An 18,871-nucleotide genomic window follows, 5' to 3' on the forward strand; every position below is an offset into this window, starting at 1 on the left:
CGGTTGCTGCATCATCAGGAGCGGCAGCGGCTGCGCTGCCATGTTGTGGATTAGGTTTGCCGTGTTGAAGCCCTGAATAGTCAAACCAGATCTTTCCCGCTACAGTTAACCTTCCACGGCTAACAAGGAGAGGGAAATGCTCTATATCTTTGATTTGGGTAACGTGATTGTCGATATCGACTTCAACCGGGTGCTGGGCGCATGGAGCGATTTTAGCCGTGTGCCGCTGGCGACGCTCAAACAAAACTTCACCATGGGCGAGGCGTTTCACCAGCATGAACGGGGAGAAATCACCGATCAGGCATTTGCCGAAGCGCTCTGCCTGGAAATGGATTTGCCGCTCAGTTACGAACAGTTTTCTGCGGGCTGGCAGACGGTGTTTGTCGCGCTGCGCCCGGACGTTATTGCCATCATGCACAAACTGCGCGAGCAGGGGCACCGCGTAGTGGTGCTCTCTAACACCAATCGCCTGCACACCACGTTCTGGCCGGAGGAATACCCGGAAATCCGCGCCGCCGCCGATCATATTTATCTGTCGCAGGATATGGGGATGCGTAAACCCGAAGCGCAGATCTACCAGGCGGTATTGCAGGCCGAAGGTTTCTCCGCCGCCGATGCGGTCTTTTTTGACGACAACGCCGATAATATAGAAGGCGCTAACCAACTGGGGATTGTCTCCATTCTGGTCACCGGCAAAGAGACCATCCCGAATTATTTTGCGAAGCAGTTATGCTAAAAACCGTTCAGGATAAAGCCAACTATCACGCCAGGGCGAGCTGGGCGTGGCTCAAATTGCTCTGGCAGCGAATAGACGAAGACCACCTGACGACGCTGGCGGGAAATCTCGCCTACGTGTCGTTACTCTCTTTAGTGCCGCTGGTGGCGGTCATTTTTGCGCTGTTCGCCGCCTTTCCGATGTTTTCAGACGTCAGTATCCAGTTACGGCATTTTGTTTTTGCTAATTTCATGCCCGCAACGGGCGATGTGATCCAGAGCTACATCGAACAGTTTGTCGCTAACTCCAGCAAAATGACGGCGGTGGGGGCGTGCGGGCTGATTGTGACCTCGCTCTTATTGATGTACGCCATTGATAGCGCGCTCAATACCATCTGGCGCAGCAAGCGCGTGCGCCCCAGAGTGTATTCGTTTGCCGTTTACTGGATGATCCTGACGCTTGGCCCGCTGCTGGCAGGGGCGAGCCTGGCCATCAGTTCTTATCTGCTGTCGTTGCGCTGGGTCAGCGATCTCGATAGCGTCATCGATAATGTGCTGCGCATTTTTCCGCTGATTCTTTCCTGGCTCTCTTTCTGGCTGCTTTACAGCATCGTGCCGACGACGCGGGTACCCAACCGCGATGCAATCATCGGCGCATGGGTCGCGGCGGTATTGTTTGAACTGGGGAAAAAAGGTTTTGCCCTGTATATCACTATGTTTCCGTCATACCAGCTGATTTATGGCGTGCTGGCGGTGGTGCCGATCCTGTTTGTCTGGGTCTACTGGACGTGGTGTATCGTCTTGCTTGGTGCTGAAATAACTGTCACTCTCGGGGAATACCGCAAACTCAAAGAAGCCTCAGAAAAAGAAAAAGCAGAAGAACCATGATTGCATTGATCCAGCGCGTAAGCCGCGCAAGCGTCACCGTAGACGGCGACGTGACGGGGGAAATTGGCCCAGGACTTTTGGTGCTGTTGGGTGTCGAAAAGGATGACGATGAGCAAAAAGCTAATCGCCTGTGCGAACGGGTGCTGGGCTACCGCATTTTTAGCGATGCTGACGGGAAAATGAATCTGAACGTGCAGCAGGCGGGTGGCAGTGTGCTGGTCGTCTCGCAGTTTACGCTTGCCGCCGATACCAGTCGTGGTATGCGTCCGGGGTTCTCGAAAGGTGCAGAGCCTGAGCGGGCGCAGGCGTTATACGACTATTTTGTTGAGCGTTGCCGCACGCAGAATGTGGAAACGCAAACCGGACGATTCGCTGCCGATATGCAGGTTTCGCTGGTCAATGATGGCCCCGTCACGTTCTGGTTGCAGATATGAGTCAACTGGCGGCGTGGCCTCGGGTAACAAGAGAGAATACCGCTATGTATCATCTTCGCGTACCGCAGACAGCGGAAGAGTTAGAGCGCTATTACGATTTCCGCTGGCAGATGCTGCGCCAGCCGCTTCATCAGCCACGGGGTTCGGAACGCGACGCCTGGGATGCGATGGCGCATCATCAGATGGTTGTCGATGAAGAGGGCAATCTGGTCGCCGTCGGGCGTCTTTATATTAATGCTGACAATGAAGCCTCAATCCGGTTTATGGCCGTGCATCCCTCGGTGCAGGATAAAGGTCTTGGCACGCTGATGGCGATGACGCTGGAATCCGTGGCCCGTCAGGAGGGCGTTAAGCGTGTGACCTGTAGCGCGCGTGAAGATGCCGTCGAGTTTTTCGCCAAGCTGGGGTTTATCAACGAAGGTGAAATCACCGCGCCGCAAACCACCCCGCTGCGTCACTTTTTAATGATCAAACCGGTCGCAACACTGGATGACATTTTGCACCGTGGCGACTGGTGCGGGCAGTTACAGCAGGCCTGGTACGAGCACATCCCGCTCAGCGAGAAAATGGGCGTGCGCATTCAGCAGTACACCGGGCAAAAGTTCATTACTACCATGCCGGAAACCGGCAATCAGAATCCGCACCACACCCTGTTTGCCGGTAGCCTGTTCTCGCTGGCCACGCTGACTGGCTGGGGGCTTATCTGGCTGATGCTGCGCGAGCGCCATCTCGGTGGCACCATCATTCTCGCTGACGCGCACATCCGCTACAGTCAGCCGATTACTGGCAGGCCCGGAGCGGTTGCCGATTTAGGTTCGCTGAGTGGCGATCTCGACCGCCTGGCTCGCGGGCGTAAAGCACGTGTGCAGTTGCAGGTTGAGCTGTTCGGCAACGACACGCCGGGCGCAATTTTTGAAGGCATTTATATTGTCCTCCCCGCAAAACCCTTCGGCTCTTATGAAGAGGGTGGGAACGAGGAAGAGTAAGCATCACCGGCAGGCTCAGGCGATAAACGCCTGAGCAGGCAAGTTGAAGCGTTCAGAAAGCGCCTTAATATGCTGAACCGTGAGCGCCCGCCGCCCATTCAATATGTTGCTCACATTCGATCTGGAACCCAGCTCATCTGCTAAATCAGCCGCTTTCAAACCCTGCTGATCCATGAGAGTTTGCGCCTGCAAAGAAGGCCTCCCCTGCGCAATAAACGCCTCAACTAACTCTGCGATACCCTTTTCCAGTGCCATGATTTTCCCTTTAAACTGTATGCATATACAGTTTTTATATCCTGGTTTCACACCGTTGGAAACGACAAAAATGAGAGAAATATGATTCTGGAAAGCGCCTCGCAAAAGTGAACAAAGTCAGGGAAATGGCTTTGCTTACTACAGTTTGCAAGGGTATTTTGGCGATGAATTGAGCCGAAATGATATACTGGAGGTATATATGAGCATGATGGCTGGCAGGGATATGGGCAGAATATTACTCGATTTATCGGACGAAGTTATCAAACGGCTTGATGACCTCAAGCAGCAGCGCAATCTTCCACGAGCAGAACTGTTACGGGAGGCGATTGAGCAGTATCTGGAAAAGCAGGCTAAAACAACGATTTCTGATGCTTTGGGGCTTTGGCAAGGCTGTGAAGAAGACGGCGTTGAATTTGAAAGGAAGCTGCGCGAGGAATGGTAATGCTAAAGGGACCCGTACTTTTTGATACCAATATATTGATTGATCTATTTAGCGGGCGCGTTGAAGCCAGGAATGCGCTTGAGGCGTATCCGCCGCAGAATGCCATTAGCCTCATTACCTGGATGGAAGTAATGGTGGGGGCAAAAAAATATCATCAGGAACATCGCACACGCCTCGCATTAAGCGCATTTAACGTCATTGGCATTTCGCAAGATATTGCTGAACAAAGCGTCAATCTCAGACAGGAATATGGAATGAAACTCCCGGATGCCATCATTCTGGCAACGGCACATATTCATCGTCTGGAACTGGTAACAAGAAACACGAAGGATTTTGCAGGCATACCTGGTGTGACGACGCCCTACCAGTTATAAGCCGGACAGCTCGCACTGTCCGGCATTGGTGAGACTACTCCCCTTCACCCGGGAACAAGAACGGGTTAATGGAGCTTCTGGCAAAGCCTTCTTGCTCCATGCGGGCATCGAGTACCAGCGAGGCCAGATCGTCTGCCACGGGTTCGACTCCCGGATCTTTTTCCTGATAAAGGATTTTCAGGTAAGTCCCGCAGTCGCCGCAGCTTTCCGCTTTGATTGACGCCTGCTCGCTCTCAAGCGACCAGTAATGTAAATCGCGGCTTTGCTCGCAGTTGCTGCATTTGACGCGTACTACATGCCATTCGGTTTCGCACAGATTGCAGTGCAGGTAACGCAGGCCCTGACTGGTACCAATCTGTACGACACTTGAGACGGGCATCGACCCGCAAACCGGGCAGAACTGGCGCTGTTCGCCATATTCCGCACGCGCTTTCCCTGGGATTAACGCGGCCATTTGCGCCCAGTACAGCGATAGCGCGGCCCAGATGAAAGGCGCTTTGTCGCTACTGACCGAGGCAAAATCGGCGGCAAACAGCGCGCTTGCCATTGCTTCCAGCTCTTGCGAAGAGGCCTTCTCCAGATTCTCAATCACCGCCAGTGCCGGGCCGCTCATCTCCGGCTTCAGCTCGGCGATCAGCGAATGCAGCAGTTTTTGCCAGTGCGCATCGCGCGGCAGAACGTGAATGTCCAGCGGCGGTTTACCCTGAGCAGCAGCCTCTTTAATGCGGGTGGTGAGATCCATCTGCAAAGGGTGGTCATACAGCACCACTTCCTGCGCATGGGCGATAAGCGCGGCAAAGCGCAGATAATCGCCCAGCGGATTTTTCTCGGCCAACTCGCGCAGGCGCTCTGCACGGCGGTTATAGAGGTTCTTGAGTCTGGGGAATAACAACGGCGGAATGGCTCCCGCCGCGCGTTTTTCGCTCTGTTCCAGCTCATCTTGCGGGATTATGCGAATACTCATTCAGATGACTTTTCCTCTTTCTGGCGGACTTCCCGGTACCAGCGCGGGTGATGTTTCTTCGCCCACGCCTTCGGTACCCAGCCTTCCACCATCGCGGTAATGGTGCCTTTCACCCAGAGGGCGGCGTAAATATGCACCATGATAACCACAATTAACCCCACGGCTGCAAATGAATGCAGCATTAAGCCAAATCGGATCACCGGAATGGAGAACGCTGGCGCAAAGTAAGGCCGCCAGATAATCACCCCGCTGACCAGCAGCATCACCAGCAAAATAATCGCCGCCCAGAACACGCATTTCTGGCCGAAGTTATAGCGTCCGGTGTCACCCACTTCCTCGTTAACGATGATCTTACGAATGTTCTTCGCCCAGAAAATGTCGTCACGATTGATGAGGTTATGATGCCAGTAGCGGAAAAACATAATGATGAATGAGGCAAACATCACCACGCCGACAAACGGATGCAGAATGCGTGCGAGCTGCGGCGTGCCGAGGATCTGCATCAGCCAGTTGAAGGACGGGAAGAAAAAGCCCAGTCCGCTCACCGACGCCAGCACGAAGCAGAAGGCGGTGACCCAGTGGTTGATGCGTTCCGGCGCGGTGTAGCGCACGATGGTGTCACGTCTTTTCATTTGCGCACCTCGTCTTTCTCTTCATGCAGATTGTCTTCTTCTTCATCCGCGCGGTTTGGACCCACGCCGACATAGTGGAAGACGCTGGCTGCGAACGTCGCCGCAAAGCCGACAGCGGCGAGCGGTTTCCAGATGCCTTTCCAGAACTTCACAGTGGCGCTGATTTCCGGGTTCTCCGGCAGGCCGTGATACAGATTCGGCTTGTCGGCATGGTGCAGCACATACATTACGTGCGTGCCGCCAACACCCTCCGGATCGTACAGACCGGCATTATCGTAACCACGGGTTTTCAGCTCGGACACGCGCTCGCCCGCCAGCGTTTTCATATCCTCTTTAGAACCAAAGTGGATAGCCCCGGTCGGGCAGGTTTTCACGCAGGCAGGTTCCTGGCCGACGGCCACGCGATCCACGCACAGGGTGCATTTATACACGCGGTTGTCTTCCGGGTTCATACGCGGAACGTCAAACGGACAACCTGCGATGCAGTAGCCGCAGCCGATACACTGTTCTGACTGGAAATCGACGATACCATTGGCGTACTGAATGATTGCCCCTTCAGACGGACAGGCTTTCAGGCAGCCGGGATCGGCGCAGTGCATACAGCCGTCCTTACGGATCAGCCACTCCAGTTTGTCGTTTTGCTCCACTTCCGAGAAGCGCATCACCGTCCAGGATTTGGCGGTCAGATCCGCCGGGTTGTCATACACCCCGACGTTATGCCCGACCTCATCACGGATGTCGTTCCACTCCGAACAGGCCACCTGACAGGCTTTACAGCCGATGCAGGTGGTCACGTCGATAAGTTTCGCCACTTCTTGCTGGTGATCCCGCGCCTGAGGCGCGGGGGTGAAACCGTTGGTCGCGGAACGGCGGATAATATCTTGAGATTGGTAAGCCATAAGCCGTTACACCTTTTCCACGTTAACCAGGAACGCCTTAAACTCCGGCGTCTGCGTGTTCGCGTCACCCACAAACGGCGTCAGCGTGTTGGCGATAAAGCCTTTCTTCGCCACGCCCTGATAGCCCCAGTGGATCGGGATGCCGATGGTGTCGACCTGCTGACCGTTCACATTCAGCGTGCGAATACGTTTCGTCACCACCGCTTTGGCTTTGATATAGCCGCGGTTCGAGGAGACTTTCACCGTATCGCCCTGAGTAATACCCAGTTTCCCCGCCAGCTTCTCACCGATCTCCACAAACTGCTCCGGCTGCGCAATCGCGTTCAGCAAGGCGTGCTTGGTCCAGTAGTGGAAATGCTCGGTCAGACGGTACGTGGTGCCGACATACGGGAACTTATCCGCTTTTCCTAACGCGTCCGCATCGCCTTTAAAGATACGGGCGGCCGGGTTAGAAATGACGTTCGGGTGCAGCGGGTTGGTGCCCAGCGGCGTTTCAAACGGCTCGTAGTGTTCCGGGAACGGACCTTCCGCCATTTTATCCATTGCGAACAGACGGCCGACGCCTTCCTGCAACATGATAAACGGCCCGACATCGCTGCCCGGCGGTGCGGTGTTGTAGTCCGGGATATCAGCCCCGACCCACTTGCCGTTAGCGTAAGAGAGCAACTGGCGTTTCGGATCCCACGGTTTACCCTGCGGGTCTGCGGAGGCGCGGTTATACAGGATACGGCGGTTCAGCGGCCACGCCCATGCCCAGCCCAGCGTATTGCCAAGGCCTGACGGATCGGCGTTATCGCGGCGCGCCATCTGGTTGCCATCCGGCGTCCAGCTTCCGGCGAAGATCCAGCAGCCACTGGAGGTGGTGCCATCGTCACGCAGGTGCGCGAAGGAACTCAACTGATTCCCTTTTTTCGCCAGCACGTTGCCTGTTACCGGATCGATAATATCGACCAGCGCTTTGCCGTTGCTTTCCATGGCCACTTCTTCTGCCGACGGGTTTTCCGGCGTCAGGTAGTTCCAGGACATGTTCAGCACCTGCTCTGGATTCGCCCCGCCTTCTGCGGCATACATCTTACGCATGCGCATGAAAATACCCGCCAGGATCTCGCCATCGTTCAGCGCTTCGCCGGGGGCGTCCGCACCTTTCCAGTGCCATTGCAGCCAGCGACCGGAGTTAACGATAGAGCCGTTTTCTTCCGCGAAACAGGTGGACGGCAGACGGAACACTTCGGTCTGAATGGTCGACGGGTCCACATCGTTCTGCTCACCGTGGTTCTGCCAGAAGGTAGAAGTTTCGGTATTGAGCGGATCGATGGTCACGAGGAATTTCAGTTTCGACAGCGACGCAACGACCTTGTTTTTATTCGGGAAAGAGGCAACCGGGTTAAAGCCCTGGCAAATATAACCATTGACCTTGCCCTCGTTCATCATCTCGAAATACTGTAAAACGTCGTAGCCTTTATCCCACTTCGGTAACCAGTCAAAGCCCCAGTTATTCTCTGCCGTCGCTTTATCGCCGTAGAAGGCTTTCATCAGCGAGACGAAGAATTTCGGGTAGTTGCTCCAGTAGTTGACCTGATTTTCCAGCAGCGGTTTGGTGGTGTTACCCGCCAGATAGGTTTGCAGATCGGCCTGTTTTTCACTCGGCAGCGTCATGTAACCCGGCAGGCTTTGCGTCAGCAGGCCGAGGTCGGTCAGACCCTGAATGTTGGAGTGACCGCGCAGGGCGTTAACGCCGCCGCCTGCCATCCCCATGTTACCGAGCAGCAACTGGATCATCGCCATGGTACGGATGTTCTGCGCGCCGACTGAGTGCTGCGTCCAGCCGAGGGCATACAGGAACGAGGCGGTCTTATCGTGAGCGCTGGTTTCTGCAATGTATTCGCAGACTTTCAGGAAGTCAGCTTTTGGCGTTCCGCAGATGTTTTCAACCACGTCCGGCGTGTAGCGGGAAACGTGTTTTTTCATCATGTTCCACACGCAGCGCGGATGCGTCAGCGTGGTGTCGCGTTTCGCAAAGCCGCGTTCGTCCAGCTCGTAGTTCCAGCTCGCGCGGTCGTACTGGCGCTTATCCGGGTTATAGCCGGTAAACAGACCATCATCGAAGCCGAAATCTTCACGCACGATCAGGCTGGCGTTGGTATAGGCTTCGGTATATTCGCGGTTATATTTTTCGTTATTAAGCAGGTACAGGATCACGCCTGACAGGAAAGCAATGTCAGTACCGGAACGAATAGGAGCATAGAAATCGGCCACCGACGCCGTACGCGTAAAGCGCGGATCGATCACAATCAGCTTCGCGCCGTTATGAATTTTGGCTTCCATCGCCCAGCGGAATCCCACCGGATGTGCTTCAGCCGCATTCCCCCCCATCACGACGATAAGGTTGGCGTTCTTCATGTCGACCCAGTGGTTGGTCATCGCACCGCGACCAAATGTTGGAGCAAGACTTGCTACCGTTGGTCCGTGTCAGACACGCGCCTGGTTATCGACGGCTAACATGCCGAGTGCGCGGGTAAATTTCTGGGATAAATAGCCTGTTTCGTTGCTGGCTGCGGACGCACAAAGCATCCCGGTGGAGAGCCAGCGGTTGACGGTGGTGCCTTCGGCATTTTGCGCGATATAGTTGGCATCACGATCTTCTTTCATCAGTTTGGCGATACGGTCAAACGCGGTTTCCCAACTGATGCGTTCCCATTTATCGGAGCCTGGGGCGCGATATTCCGGGTATTTCAAACGGCTTTCGGAGTGAATAAAGTCTACGAGGCCCGCCCCTTTTGGACAGAGTGCGCCACGGTTGACCGGGTGATCCGGATCCCCTTCGATATGGAAAATAGATGCTTTGGCGTTTTTCGCGCCGTCGCCGAGACTGTACATTAACAGCCCACAGCCGACGGAACAGTATGTGCAGGTGTTGCGAGTTTCGCGGGTGCGCAGCAATTTATACTGCCGCGTTTCCGCCAGCGCGACGGATGGGGCAAAGCCCAGCGCCGCTGCTGTTGTACCTGCCATACCGCCAGCGCAGATCTTAAAGAACTGCCTTCTGCTGACCTGCATGGTCACTCCTTGTTTCGACATTGTCTCACGTTGTTATACTTTGCGACGGGCGTCGCAAAGGTTCAGAATTGTGTAATCCCCTCTTTGCGGGGGGATTTGGCAAGAGAATACCATATTGTTACCAGGCCTTACCCGGTGCGGTTAACAAAAAACGAACAATTAGTGCGCTGCACAAGAGGAAAGTGTGACCTATATCACAGGCTGTCAGCCCTTTACGCTCTGGAAACGTGATGATTTGCAACATTCTCAACAGGATATTCTTGCAGAAGAAGTGCCTGTAGCGCTGGTCTATAACGGCATCTCCCATGTGGTGATGATGGCCTCGCCCAAAGATCTTGAGCTGTTTGCCATCGGCTTCTCTCTCTCCGAAGGCATTATCGATTCAATCCATGACATTTATGGAATCGACGTGGTGCCCGCCTGCAATGGTCTGGAAGTACAAATAGAACTCTCCAGCCGCCGGTTTATGGGACTTAAAGAGCGCCGTCGCGCGCTGGCCGGGCGCACCGGCTGCGGCGTATGCGGGGTGGAACAGCTTAACGATATCGGCAAACCCGTTGCACCGTTGCCCTTTACCCAAACATTTAACCTCGCCGTGCTTGATAACGCGCTGCGTCATCTGACCGATTTTCAGCCCGTCGGGCAACTCACCGGCTGCACGCACGCGGCGGCTTGGGTGCAGCCGTCAGGGGAGCTGGCGGGTGGCCATGAAGATGTGGGCCGTCATGTGGCGCTGGATAAACTCCTGGGCCGCCGGGCGCGGGAAGGGGATGCCTGGCAGCCTGGCGCGGTGCTGGTATCAAGCCGTGCAAGCTATGAGATGGTGCAAAAGTCGGCGATGTGCGGGGTGGAAATCCTCTTTGCCGTCTCTGCCGCCACCACGCTGGCGGTGGAAGTGGCTGAACGTTGCAACCTGACGCTGGTGGGTTTTTGCAAGCCGGGCAGGGCGACGATTTATACCCATCCGCAGCGTTTGATAAGCGCAAAATGAATGTTCAATAATTTTGACTATTCAAAGCAAATCCTTCCGCTATTCGTTGGTGATAAACAGGATTACTATTTATCACATCAAGGCGACACGCCTTATTCAAACAAATAACGTAAGGGTAAACATCATGAAATCTATCAAAACTTTTGTTGCAGTTATCGCTCTCGCTACTTCTTTCGGTTCTTTCGCTGCGCAGTCTGTGACCGCAACTGACACCACGCTGTCCGGTGCTGAAGCAAAAATCGCTGCTCAGGCTCAGCAGGCAGGTGCTTCATCTTACAAAATCATTGAAGCGTACACCGGCGGCCAGGTGCACATGACGGCTGAACTGAACAAATAAGGTTTTGCCTCACGCTACTGTCCCTGGCCTTTTCAGGCAGGGACAGGCTTCCCGCCTCACTCCCGCAGTAACGCCATAAAATCATCATAGCCACGCAGCGCCGCGATCTTCTCCGCAGGATAGCGATGCAGCACGCTGGCGAGATAACTGAATATTTTCAATTCCTGCCGTGATGCTGAACTGGCGCAGGCAATCAGCATGTGTGAAACCGGCTCGTCATTGACCGTCATGGGATGGGCCAGCGTCACGAAAAATCCCCGAAAAGCCGAAGGACGCTCACTCCAGCAGTGAGGGATCGCCACACGGTTGACGATTAAATTCTCTCCTTCGCGCTCACGCTGACAAAGATTCACCGCTTCTTCCGCGCTCAGATGCTGCATTGCTTTTAACTGTTCACACACCGCCAGCATCACCGTATCCCAGCACTGCGATGGCTGATTGGCGTAGTGAAAACTGCCGGTCGCCGGGAACAGCTTGCCAGGGTTTTGCCGGATAAAGACCGATTCCACAACATCTTTAATCTGCCCGATCCCGGCGGGCGTAATAATGTTTTTAATCGTCAGCGTATTTTTGAGCGCCTCATCCAGGCGGAAATGGCTGTTATTAATGATGCACGCCGGAGAAAAGGCCTCCATCATCGCCGTCAGTTCACTCAGGTTATGCGCCACCATCACCCGGCAGTTCAGTACGTCGCGCTCAATCGCCATTTTATTGATGGTGGCAATCGCATTCTGGTCGGACAGCAAAATAACCGGCTGGCGCTCGGTCTGGTTGCGTTCCAGGCTACAGGCGAAATACAAGCCGATTAAATCACTGTCGAACACCGGGACGTTCAGTTGCTCACGCAGCAGGGCAATAAAACGAATGCTCATATCAAACGCGGCGGGCCAGGCGGCCTTCAGATTATTCAGGCTGCTCTGGCGGCTTTCGGCCAGCCATACCGGGGTGGCGGCGCAGCGGATCAGATGCCCGGTCAGATCGTTAATCAACGGCGGGTCGATAATGGCCGGCGGATGTTTATCGCGTACCTGCTCCAGCAGGGCCACGATCCGCGCGGGCGTCAGTAAATTTGCCCGCTGTTGCAGGGCATCAAGAAGCGTTGTCAGGGTTTGCAGCGCCTGCGGGCTAAGGTAGATATCCATTTCCTCGACGCAAATTTTCAGCGCTTCATCCACCGCCACGGGTACGGAGGGTTCCAGACGATTACGCAGGACATACACCGCCCGGATCAGGCTTGCCAGATAGTCACCGGGGATCGCGGGGTAGGCGGCCAGCGGCGTGGCGACAGATTTGCCGCAGGATGGCAGCAGATCGGGGTCTTTTTTCAGTAAATTGGCGAGAATGACGATCCGTTTCATCTCCGGTTCGTCAATAAAATAGCCCGCACCGGGGCGACCGGCGAGAGTAAATCCCTTCCCGTAGCGCTGTTTCAGGCGCGCCAGCTTATCCGCGACCCAGGTTTCTGGCATGTTTAGCGCATCGGCCAGTTGAATGCGGGTGGTAAAGGCGTTTTGCAGCAATAACACCAGCAGGCGGTCGTCGTTGTCATGGCGCTGCAAAAGCCGGAAATAGCTTTTACGATCGAGAATATCCAGTTGCCAGGTGGCATTAACGGTGGTGAACAGCCGCGCCCTGCCACTGAGGGTAAAGTTCAGATAGTCGAGATCGCGCAGGATTGTGCGCGGTGAAACGTCTGCCAGCCGTGCCAGTTCCGCCAGCGTCTGCGGCTGGTTTTCCAGAGTTTCCAGCAGGGCCAGCTGGCGTTCGTTAAGCATAAGATTCCTTAGTGAAAATCCGCCAGCGCGCGCACGCTGTCGGCATCCAGAGACAGAAGCAGATCGCGCACCAGGGCAAGCGCGGCGTCATAGTCCTTTGTTGAGATCATGCCGCTGTTGGCGTGCAGATACCGCGTCGGCAAACAAAGCGCCACCACCGGACGCCCGCCGCCCATCACGTTATAGCGCCCGCCATCGGTGGCCCCGGTTTTCATGGTGCAGCACTGCAACGGCGCTTCGCTGCGCGCGGCGCTCTCTTTCACCGCCTTCACCAGTTTCTGATTGGGAAAATAGCGCTTGTCGAAAAGCATCATTGCCGGGCCGTTACCCAGTTTGAGCGGGTATTTGACGCTATCAATGCCCGGCACGTCGCCTGCTACAGCGGTGTCGAGCACGATCACCACGTCCGGTTTGATTTTTTCCGCCGAGGTTTGCGCCCCGCGCAGCCCCACTTCTTCTTCCACGCTGCCGACGCCGTAGAGCGTAATGGCCGGGTTATCGACAGTGGCGAAAAGTTCGGCCATTAATGCGCAGCCGACGCGATTATCCAGCGCTTTACCGACCACTTTGTCTTCGCCCCACAGGGCAAAATTCGCCTCCGGGCTGACAAAATCGCCAATATCAATGCCACGCTGGAGTACCTCATCGCGGCTGTTTGCGCCGATATCAATAAACATCTCGTCAAACGCCAGCGGCTGCTGCTTTTGCTTTTCACTGAGTGCGTGGGGGGCGATAGAGCCGATCACACCGGGGATTTTCTCGCCGCCACGGGTACGTACGTTGACACGATGGTTGAGCATCGACTGGCTCCACCAGCCGCCGATGGTGTCGAAGCGGATAAAACCCTGCTCACTGATGTGCGTGACCATAAAGCCCACTTCATCCATGTGCCCGACCACGGCGATTTTTGGCCCCTGGCTGCCCTTGCGGGCGATAAAACTGCCCAGTCCGTCAAAATCGATTTCATCCGCATGGCTTTTTAACTGCTGCGTCAGCATCTGGCGCACTTCGTGTTCGTCGCCGCTGACGGCGCTGGCATCGCACAGTGTTTTCAGTAACTCAGTGTTCATGGGCTAACTCCGTTTTCGCGGCTTTATGCTTAAGCCACCATCCTTTCAGTAAGATAATCAACGCGATATTCAATGTCAGGCCGATACCCAGCACCAGATAGAACGCGCCGACGGGTGACATCAGGCCGATCAGCGGGTCGAAGATACCCAATCCCGGGGCAAGACGTTTGATGCCAAAAGCGATGACCAGCATTCCGGTAATGCCGCCGGAGAGGATGTTGGCGGTAATCATCGGCAGCGGGGCGGCCAGCGCATAGGGGATAGCCGGTTCGGTGGCGACGGTCGCACCGACCACAATCGCGCTACTGGCGGCGGCTTTTTCCTGGGCGGTGAACAGCTTCGGTGCAAGATAGGTCGCAATCCCCGCCGCGACGGGCGGCATCAGCGCGACCACACCCACAATCGCGTACCAGTCATAGATGTGTTTTTCGAGAAGTGAAAAGCAGAAGAACCATGCGGTTTTGTTGATTGGCCCGCCCATATCGAAAGCCAGCATTGCGCCGACGAGGAACGCCGCGCCGAGCTTCATGGAGGGCGGAATGGTGTTCAGAAAATGCAGCAGGCCGCCCATGAGGTCCGACATCACCGGACCGACCACGTAGTACGTCAGCACCCCGAAAACCAGCAGCGTGACAAAGGGGATCAGCATAGAGCCGAGCAGCGGCTGGAGCGCTTTGCCGAGTTTGAGTTTGCGAAACCAGAGCACGAAATAGCCGATTGCCAGCCCCAGCACTACCGCGCCGAGGAAGCCCGCGCCGGATTGCGTGCCGAGCAGCCCTTTATCGTTGGCGAGATAACAGACCAGAAACGCCGGGGCAAAAGCGGGTTTATCGGCAATCGACCAGGCGATATACGCGCCCATCACCGGGATCATGAAAGTGAAGCCGAGATAGCCGATGGACTCCACCACCCAGGTAAATGACGGCGCGCCTTTCGACATGTCGGTATAGGGCAGGCCGAGCTGCACCAGCATATTGGCAATGGCGACCAGAATACCGCCGCCGATCACAAACGGCAGCGCGGCAGAGACGCCCGCCATCAGGTGACTCATCACGCTGCCTGATTGCACTTCCTGGTTGCCGAGCTTCACCGCGCTGTCGGCAGCAAAAAGCTGAGAGTGCGTCGGCAGGTCGGTGAAAATCTGATCGATATTTTTCAGCGCCTGGGAAATGGCAATTTGATACACCTTCTTGCCCGCAAACCGCGCTTTGTCTTCCGCACTCAGGCCGCGCCCGGTGGCGAGAACAACGTAATCCGCAGCGGCAATGGCCTCATCGCTGAGACGATTTTCCACGCCGCTCGATCCCTGTGTTTCCACCTGAATAGTGTGGCCGAGGGCGCGGGCTTTCTGCTCCAGCGCTTCCGCCACCATATAGGTGTGGGCGATCCCCGCCGGGCAGTTGGTGATGGCGACCAGACGTAATGCATCCTTCATGGCGCGCTCCTTATTGAGTCAGTGTGTGGTTAAGCAACGTGAGGATCTGGCTCATGTCGCCCTGTTTAAGCTGGCTGACAAAATCAGCGTGGATAAGCCTGCGGCATAACGTGCCGATCATTTTGACCTGCTCATCCTCACCCGCCTGCGGCACGCCGATGCAAATCCAGCAGTTAACCGCTTCGTCGTCGCTGGCTTTCCAGTCCACGCCATCGGCTTTGCGGGCAAAGAGGATAAACGGCTGTTTCACGCAGGCACTTTTGCCGTGCGGAACGGCGATACCCGCGCCAAAGCCGGTGGAGTGGAGTTTTTCGCGCAGCAGCAGGGTGTGTAAAAACGCGCCGCGATCGCTGACGAAGCCGCGCTTTTCGGCCATATCCGCCAGATTTTTCAGCACCGAATAGGCGCTGTTGCCGCTGATGTTGAGATTGATGCAGTCCGGTGTCAGTTCTGCCATGAGTTCACTCCTTGATGATTTTCCCTGAGTGTACGCGGGCGCGGGAGGCGATTTGAGCGCGGATATGTCCAGAATCGGTGACAGATTCCTGCCAGCGATAGCGCGATTTTGCGGGCTCGCCCACATTTCGGCGACGACGCATGAGAAAACTATTTCTATTAATAAAAGAAAAATGCGTGGGGTTAATTATTTCAATAATTGCCAGTGATGTGTTTTATATTCACCGTGATTTTAAATAACGCTATTTTATTCATGTGATTTATACGAATAAATAAATTCAAAAATATAATGAACTTTAATTTAATGCTTATGTTATCTCGCTCACGAACCTGCTTTTGTAAGCGTTTACATCACAGGAAAGGGCAGATAATATTTTTTTGCACCTGTATTGATGGGTTTGAACTGGGTAATTGAAAAATTTCAAGGGTATCAGGGACTCAGTTAATCAATAAATAAAATATATAAAATACATCGTGAATATGAATTGAGATGACGGAATTGCTTCGGCAATGCCAGCCCCTACTTTATTTCAAGGAATGTAATAATGAAGAAAACAATCCTGGCAGTGGCAATAGGATTATCGGTAACGGCGACCTCTGGGTGGGCGAAAACCAGTAATGCCTCAATTGAACAGCGTCTGCAACAGCTTGAATCACGCCTTATTGCTGCGGAAAATCGCGCGGCGGTAGCGGAAAGTCAGGTTCAACAGTTGAAGACTCAACAGGCGGCTGAAATTCAGGAAATTAAAGCGGCACAGGGTAATATTCGTGTAGAGGCGGTGGAAGCCTCGAAAGAAGAAATTCGTAAAAACGCCACGTCACCCGCATTATCTCTGGCCGGGTATGGCGATCTGAAAATCTATGGTGATGTTGAATTCAACATGGATGCCGAAAGTAAACATGGCTTACTGGCGATGACCAATGCCAGTCTGGATAACGACCCGACTAATGAACAATGGGATTTGAATGGTCGCATCAAGCTGGGCTTTGAAGGCAATCGTACATTAGAAAATGGTTATTTCGCGGGCTTCCGCGCCGAGCCGCTGGCTGATATGTCAGGTTCTATGGACCTTGATGACGCCATGTTCTTCTTTGGTCAGAAAGATGACTGGGCGGTGAAAGTGGGTCGTTTCGAAGCCTACGACATGTTCCCGCTGAATCAGGATACCTTTGTTGAGCACTCCGGTAACACCGCGAACGATCTGTATGACGACGGTAGCGGCTACATCTATATGATGAAAGAAGGCCGTGGCCGTTCCGATGCGGGCGGTAACTTCCTCGTCAGCAAACAGATCGATAACTGGTATTTCGAGTTGAACTCCCTGCTGGAAGACGGCACATCGCTGTTTAACGAAGGCGGCTATCATGGCCGTGATATGGAACAGCAAAAGAACGTCGCCTATCTGCGTCCGGTTATCGCCTGGTCGCAGGATGAGTTCTCCGTCGCGGCGGCAATGGAAACCAACGTCGTTAATAACGCCTATGGTTACACCGATGCCAACGGTAATTTTGTCGATCAGTCGAACCGTACCGGTTACGGTCTGACCATGACCTGGGACGGCCTGAAAACCGATCCGGATAATGGCGTGGTGGTTAACGTGAACACCGCCTACATGGATGCCGATAACGAGCAGGACTTTACGGCTGCGGCGAACATTTTGTGGAAACGCTTTGAAGTGGGCTATATCTACGCACATAACAAAGTGGACGATTTTGCAGGCGTCGTGTGCGACAACGGCTGCTTTATTCGTGATGAAGGCACCTACGATATTCATACCATTCACGCGTCTTATCAGATCCCGAACGTCATGGATATGAAGAACTTCGATATCTTCCTGGGTGCGTACTATTCAATGCTGGATAGCGATCAAGCGGCCCGTAACCAGGATGGCGATGACGACGATCGCTACGGTGCCCGTCTGCGCTTCAAATATTACTTCTAATTCGTAACGCTAATTTCAAACGCCTGCTCGCCAGGCGTTTTTTATTTCCCTACAACGTTAAGGAGCTAAAAATGAAAGAAGCGGAGGACCGGGTAGCTGGACGCGGTGGGTAGATAAACGCAAAGTAAATAATATTTATCAGGCTTTACCCCCCGCGAGCCTTGGGTGACACTAAGGCCACCTTTTGTTTCTGACACGGAAAATTATGTCGTTAAAAGCCATCGCCAAAGAACTGGGACTTTCCGTTACCACGGTGAGCCGTGCCTTAAACGGGTATGACGACGTGTCGCAGGAAACGCGCGCGCGGGTGGAAGCGGAGGCGCAGCGTCGGGGATACCGCCCTAACACCTTCGCCCGTCGCCTGAAGATGGGCAAAATCGACGCGGTAGGGCTGGTGTTCCCGGTGCATCCGGTGCCGCTCAATAACAGCGTGTTTATGGATATGGTCGGTGAAATCAGCCATCAACTTGCAACGCATGAAATCGACCTGCTGCTAATTGCTGATGACGATTTAGCCGACAAACACAGCTACATGCGCATGGTGCAAAGCCGCCGGGTGGATGCGCTGATTGTCGCGCACACCCTGGATAACGATCCGCGCCTGGAGCAGCTTCAGGCCGCGCGTTTTCCCTTTCTGGCACTGGGCCGCAGCCAGTTAAGCGAGCCTTACGCCTGGTTTGATTTTGATAATCACGCAGGCACCTACCGCGCCACGCGCCATCTCATCGCCCAGGGCCATTGGCGCATTGCGATGCTGGCGGAAAACAACACCCAGGCGTTTATCACCCAGCGGCGCAACGGCTACCTCAACGCCCTGAATGAGAGCGGATTATCCCACGAATGGCTGCGCGCCATGCCGCCGTCACGCCGGGCGGGCTACAACGCCACTCTGGAATTACTTTCCCTGCCCGAACCGCCGACGGCGATTATCACTGACTGCAATACCCACGGCGACGGCGCGGCGATGGCGCTGGCGCACGCGGGCAAACTCACCGGCGATAACCGCGTGGCGCTGATCGTGTATGACGGATTGCCCGCCGACAGCATTGTTGATGTTGACGTTGCGGCGGTGATCCAGTCCACCCGTCAGGGCGTGGGCCGGCAAATTGCCGACATGGTGCGACGGCTGATTGCGGGCGACGATCTCGCCACCTTGCAGGTGCTGTGGCAGCCTGAATTTACGCCAGGCGCGACCGCCTGAGTTCATCTCTTAAACTTA

The 18,871-nt window shown here is 54.8% G+C and carries 18 protein-coding genes and 1 pseudogene; 10 read left to right on the top strand and 9 right to left on the bottom strand.

Translation table 11 applies throughout. The features are described from left to right. Positions 1-136 precede the first annotated feature (136 nt). The 4 genes from yihX to fabY are packed head-to-tail and all read left to right on the top strand — an operon-like array spanning position 137 to position 3,022. Positions 137-736, top strand: coding sequence for a glucose-1-phosphatase (gene yihX, locus BM373_RS19215; RefSeq protein WP_090465136.1), 600 nt, complete (start codon positions 137-139; stop codon positions 734-736). Further along, the gene (locus BM373_RS19220; RefSeq protein WP_090465140.1) at positions 730-1,602 is read left to right on the top strand and encodes a virulence factor BrkB family protein; all 873 of its coding nucleotides are present in this window, start codon (positions 730-732) and stop codon (positions 1,600-1,602) included. The genes yihX and BM373_RS19220 overlap by 7 nt, the downstream gene beginning before the upstream one ends. Further along, positions 1,599-2,036 (top strand): D-aminoacyl-tRNA deacylase, encoded by a 438-nt coding sequence (dtd, locus tag BM373_RS19225; RefSeq protein WP_090465142.1) that lies wholly within the window; start codon positions 1,599-1,601, stop codon positions 2,034-2,036. The genes BM373_RS19220 and dtd overlap by 4 nt, the downstream gene beginning before the upstream one ends. Positions 2,037-2,080: 44 nt before the next feature. Next, a complete protein-coding gene (fabY, locus tag BM373_RS19230; protein ID WP_177220168.1) occupies positions 2,081-3,022 on the top strand; it encodes a fatty acid biosynthesis protein FabY in 942 nt (313 codons plus the stop codon). Between the two features lie 15 nt (positions 3,023-3,037). On the opposite strand, the pseudogene BM373_RS19235 reads toward fabY, so the two are convergent. Then, a pseudogene (locus BM373_RS19235) lies at positions 3,038-3,205 on the bottom strand (type II toxin-antitoxin system HigA family antitoxin); the annotation flags it as partial. A gap of 277 nt (positions 3,206-3,482) precedes the next feature. On the opposite strand from BM373_RS19235, the gene BM373_RS19240 reads away from it, so the two are divergent. After that, complete coding sequence (locus BM373_RS19240) at positions 3,483-3,719, top strand: ribbon-helix-helix domain-containing protein (RefSeq protein WP_177220169.1); 237 nt, start codon at positions 3,483-3,485, stop codon at positions 3,717-3,719. Continuing rightward, complete coding sequence (locus BM373_RS19245; protein ID WP_090465151.1) at positions 3,719-4,093, top strand: type II toxin-antitoxin system VapC family toxin; 375 nt, start codon at positions 3,719-3,721, stop codon at positions 4,091-4,093. The genes BM373_RS19240 and BM373_RS19245 overlap by 1 nt, the downstream gene beginning before the upstream one ends. A 34-nt stretch (positions 4,094-4,127) precedes the next feature. Here BM373_RS19245 and fdhE read toward each other — a convergent pair whose 3' ends face one another. Genes fdhE through fdnG form a run of 4 tightly spaced genes read right to left on the bottom strand, consistent with a single transcriptional unit; the run spans position 4,128 to position 9,645 of the window. Beyond that, positions 4,128-5,057 (bottom strand): formate dehydrogenase accessory protein FdhE, encoded by a 930-nt coding sequence (gene fdhE, locus BM373_RS19250; protein WP_090465154.1) that lies wholly within the window; start codon positions 5,055-5,057, stop codon positions 4,128-4,130. Beyond that, positions 5,054-5,689: a formate dehydrogenase cytochrome b556 subunit gene (gene fdoI / locus BM373_RS19255; protein WP_090465157.1), complete on the bottom strand. Its 636-nt coding sequence runs from the start codon at positions 5,687-5,689 to the stop codon at positions 5,054-5,056. The genes fdhE and fdoI overlap by 4 nt, the downstream gene beginning before the upstream one ends. Beyond that, on the bottom strand, positions 5,686-6,588 hold the full coding sequence (gene fdxH, locus BM373_RS19260) for a formate dehydrogenase subunit beta (protein ID WP_090465160.1): 903 nt from the start codon (positions 6,586-6,588) through the stop codon (positions 5,686-5,688). The genes fdoI and fdxH overlap by 4 nt, the downstream gene beginning before the upstream one ends. A 6-nt stretch (positions 6,589-6,594) precedes the next feature. Further along, positions 6,595-9,645, bottom strand: coding sequence for a formate dehydrogenase-N subunit alpha (fdnG, locus tag BM373_RS19265; protein WP_090465162.1), 3,051 nt, complete (start codon positions 9,643-9,645; stop codon positions 6,595-6,597). 184 nt (positions 9,646-9,829) lie between these two features. Here fdnG and fdhD point away from each other — a divergent pair, with 184 nt between their 5' ends. After that, positions 9,830-10,636 (top strand): formate dehydrogenase accessory sulfurtransferase FdhD, encoded by an 807-nt coding sequence (fdhD, locus tag BM373_RS19270; protein ID WP_090465165.1) that lies wholly within the window; start codon positions 9,830-9,832, stop codon positions 10,634-10,636. Between the two features lie 124 nt (positions 10,637-10,760). Beyond that, positions 10,761-10,973 (top strand): YdgH/BhsA/McbA-like domain containing protein, encoded by a 213-nt coding sequence (locus BM373_RS19275; protein ID WP_090465169.1) that lies wholly within the window; start codon positions 10,761-10,763, stop codon positions 10,971-10,973. A 56-nt stretch (positions 10,974-11,029) separates the two neighbouring features. On the opposite strand, the gene BM373_RS19280 is transcribed toward BM373_RS19275, so the two are convergent. From BM373_RS19280 to BM373_RS19295, 4 genes are read right to left on the bottom strand one after another with little or no spacing between them, the layout of a single operon-like run. Beyond that, positions 11,030-12,748: a putative frv operon regulatory protein gene (locus BM373_RS19280; RefSeq protein ID WP_090465173.1), complete on the bottom strand. Its 1,719-nt coding sequence runs from the start codon at positions 12,746-12,748 to the stop codon at positions 11,030-11,032. A gap of 8 nt (positions 12,749-12,756) precedes the next feature. Continuing rightward, positions 12,757-13,818 carry an aminopeptidase gene (locus tag BM373_RS19285; RefSeq protein WP_090465176.1) on the bottom strand — a complete coding sequence of 354 codons (1,062 nt, stop codon included), beginning with the start codon at positions 13,816-13,818 and terminating at the stop codon, positions 12,757-12,759. Further along, entirely contained in the window at positions 13,808-15,253 is a 1,446-nt protein-coding gene (locus BM373_RS19290) for a PTS fructose-like transporter subunit IIBC (protein WP_090465178.1), read from the bottom strand. The genes BM373_RS19285 and BM373_RS19290 overlap by 11 nt, the downstream gene beginning before the upstream one ends. 10 nt (positions 15,254-15,263) lie before the next feature. Then, on the bottom strand, positions 15,264-15,710 hold the full coding sequence (locus BM373_RS19295) for a PTS fructose transporter subunit IIA (RefSeq protein WP_090465182.1): 447 nt from the start codon (positions 15,708-15,710) through the stop codon (positions 15,264-15,266). Positions 15,711-16,254: 544 nt separating this feature from the next. Here BM373_RS19295 and BM373_RS19300 point away from each other — a divergent pair. Next, a complete protein-coding gene (locus BM373_RS19300) occupies positions 16,255-17,652 on the top strand; it encodes a carbohydrate porin (RefSeq protein ID WP_090465184.1) in 1,398 nt (465 codons plus the stop codon). Positions 17,653-17,857: 205 nt separating this feature from the next. Further along, positions 17,858-18,853 carry a LacI family DNA-binding transcriptional regulator gene (locus tag BM373_RS19305; RefSeq protein ID WP_090465187.1) on the top strand — a complete coding sequence of 332 codons (996 nt, stop codon included), beginning with the start codon at positions 17,858-17,860 and terminating at the stop codon, positions 18,851-18,853. Positions 18,854-18,871: the final 18 nt, after the last annotated feature.

Origin of the sequence: Enterobacter sp. kpr-6, assembly GCF_900116015.1 — a bacterium.
GTDB lineage: Bacteria > Pseudomonadota > Gammaproteobacteria > Enterobacterales > Enterobacteriaceae > Enterobacter_D.